The organism is Aquabacterium sp. A7-Y (assembly GCF_026153205.1).
Classification (GTDB): domain Bacteria; phylum Pseudomonadota; class Gammaproteobacteria; order Burkholderiales; family Burkholderiaceae_C; genus Caldimonas.
In genome coordinates, this window is record NZ_JAPFBW010000077.1 from 1 (window position 1) to 2,579 (window position 2,579).

Annotated in this window: 2 protein-coding genes; both read right to left on the minus strand. The window is 68.8% G+C overall.

The genetic code is table 11. The annotated features are described in order from the left end of the window. Nucleotides 1-3: 3 nt before the first annotated feature. Nucleotides 4-510, minus strand: coding sequence for a chemotaxis protein CheW (locus OOT46_RS30575; protein WP_265407398.1), 507 nt, complete (start codon nt 508-510; stop codon nt 4-6). Between the two features lie 157 nt (nt 511-667). Beyond that, nucleotides 668-2,521 (minus strand): methyl-accepting chemotaxis protein, encoded by a 1,854-nt coding sequence (locus OOT46_RS30580; protein WP_322114314.1) that lies wholly within the window; start codon nt 2,519-2,521, stop codon nt 668-670. Nucleotides 2,522-2,579: the final 58 nt, after the last annotated feature.

The following is a 2,579-nucleotide window of genomic DNA, read 5'->3' on the forward strand; positions in this document are numbered from 1 at the left end:
AGCTCAGGCGCCGAGGTCGGCGCTGGCCAGCCCCAGGCTGGGCGACAGGATCAGGCTCTCGATGTCGAGCAGGATGAGCATGCGCTCGCCCACCTGACCCAGGCCGGTGATGAACCTCGCATCGACCACCGAGCTCATCTCGGGCGCCGGCTTGATGGCCTCGCTGTTGATCTCCATCACATCGCTGACCGCATCGACGACGGCGCCGACCACGCGGTTCTTGACATTGAGGATGATGGTGACGGTGAAGTCGTTGTACTCGACCTTCTCGCAGCCGAAACGCATGCGCAGGTCGACGATGGGCACGATCACGCCGCGCAGGTTCACCACCCCCTTGATGAAGGCGGGCGAGTTGGCGATGTGGGTGGGCTCCTCGTAGCCGCGGATCTCCTGCACCTTGAGGATGTCGATGCCGTATTCCTCGTTGCCGAGGCGGAAGGTGAGGTATTCGCGTGTCATGCCCGTCGCCGCCTGCGCCTGCGCGCCGCGGCTGCCGGTCTTGCCGGGCATCAGCTTCTGAATCGGTTCCATCAGGCCCATGCGGGTCTCCTGCGTATGTGTTCCCCCTGGTATCGGCTCGCGCACGGCCTGCTTGAGGTCAGGGATGAAAAAACCAAGAAAAACGCCCGCATCAGGCGGGCGCCGGGGTTCGAGTGAGGGCGAGGTCTCAGAAGGTGGTCCAGTCGTCGTCGCCGGCGGGCGCGGCGGATGCGGCAGGGGCGGGCGCCGGGACGGGGGCCGGCGTGGCTGCCTTGGCGGGCGCACGCGAGGCGGTCGGGGCGGGTGCCGCCTGCGGCTTGCTCGGCGCGGCCGGGGCGGGCGCTGCCTGAGACTTGCTCGGCGCGGCGGGAGCCGCAGCGGCAGGGGCGGCCTTGACCGGCTGGGCGCTGAGGGTTGGCTCGGCGGCACGTGCCGGCGCGGCAGCCGTCAGGCGGGCCTTCTCCACGGCGGCGCCTGTGATGCGGCTGGCGCCGTCGAGCTTGAAGGTGGCGATCACCTCGGCCAGCTGGCGAGCCTGGTCCTTCAGCGACGCGGCGGCCGCGGCGGACTCTTCCACCAGCGCGGCGTTCTGCTGCGTCATGTGATCCAGCTGGTTGACGGCGGTGTTGATCTGGCCGATGCCGCTGCTCTGCTCGGAGGTGGCCGCGGTGATCTCGCCGATGATGTCGCTCACGCGCTGCACCGAGGCGACGATCTCGGTCATCGTGGAGCCCGCGTCCTGCACCAGCTTGGAGCCGGACTCGACCTTCTCGACGCTGGCGCCGATCAGGCTCTTGATCTCCTTGGCGGCCTGGGCCGAACGCTGGGCGAGGTTGCGCACCTCGCCGGCGACCACCGCGAAGCCGCGGCCCTGCTCGCCGGCGCGGGCAGCTTCGACCGCGGCGTTGAGCGCCAGGATGTTGGTCTGGAAGGCGATGCCGTCGATCACGCCGATGATGTCGGCGATCTTCTTGGAGGAGCTGTTGATCTCGTCCATGGTCGAGACGACCTGGGAGACCACGTCGCCGCCACGGGCAGCGACGCTGGAGGCCGAGGAGGCCAGCTGGTTGGCCTGGCGGGCGGCGTCGGCGGACTGCTTGACGGTGCCGGTGAGCTGCTCCATGGAGGAAGTGGTCTGCTGCAGGTTGCTGGCGGTCTGCTCGGTGCGCACGCTCAGGTCCTGGTTGCCGCTGGCGATCTCGGTGGAGGCGGTGGCGATGCCGTCGGTGGCCTGGCGCACGCGGGAGACCATGCTCTGCAGCGCGTCGCGCATGCCGTTGAGGCCCTGCTGCAGGCGGGTCGCCTCGTCCTGGCCCTGCACCTCGATGGTGGCGGTCAGGTCGCCGGCGCCGACCTGCTCGGCAAAGCGGGTGGCGTCCTGCAGCGGCAGCACGATGGAGCGGCTGACACGCCAGCCCAGCAGCGCCACCAAGCCCACCGCGACGGCGACGAAGGCGAAGACCGCGCCGGTGATGAGCCGATGCAAGGCGTTGAACTTCTCGGCCACCACAGCCACATAGCGGTCCACTCCGCTCAGGGTTTCCTGCAGGGCCTGATCACCCTTGTGCACCTGCTCTTGCGCGGGCTTGAGGGCCTGGTTGGCCTCGGCGACGCTGGTCAGCTGACCGGCGATGACTTTCTCGAGCACAGGGCGGGCCTGTTGCCGGTAGGACGCGAAGGTCTCCTGCATGATCGCGGTGCGGGCCTTGCTCTCCGGCGTCGTGACACGGCCGGCCAGCAAGTCGAGTGCCTTGGCGGCTTGTTCCTGCTCGGCATCCCACTTCTTGAGGTACTCGCCGCCGGTCTGGGCATCGCCCATCGAGATCAGGACATCCTTCTCGTAGCGGCGGCTCTGCAGCATCGCCTGGCGGGCCTGGTTGCCGTCCTGCATGGCCAGGACGAGGTGGGCGTTGAAGCGGTTGATCGAAGCGTTCTGCTGCTGGGAGGTGTACCAGGCGGCGGCACCGAGGGCGACCACCAGCAGCGAGATCAGCGCGAACGCGAGGGTCAGCCGAGTTTTGATGGACAGGCGACGAAGCATGGGGAACCTTGCAGGCAGGGGCAGGCCGCGGCCTGCCCGATCTTTGGGATTGGCGGGG

Excerpts from the sequence above, each read along its gene's own strand:
- OOT46_RS30575 (WP_265407398.1), bottom strand. The coding sequence starts at position 510 with ATGCCCGGCAAGACCGGCAGCCGCGGCGCGCAGGCGCAGGCGGCGACG.
- OOT46_RS30580 (WP_322114314.1), bottom strand. The coding sequence starts at position 2,521 with ATGCTTCGTCGCCTGTCCATCAAAACTCGGCTGACCCTCGCGTTCGCG.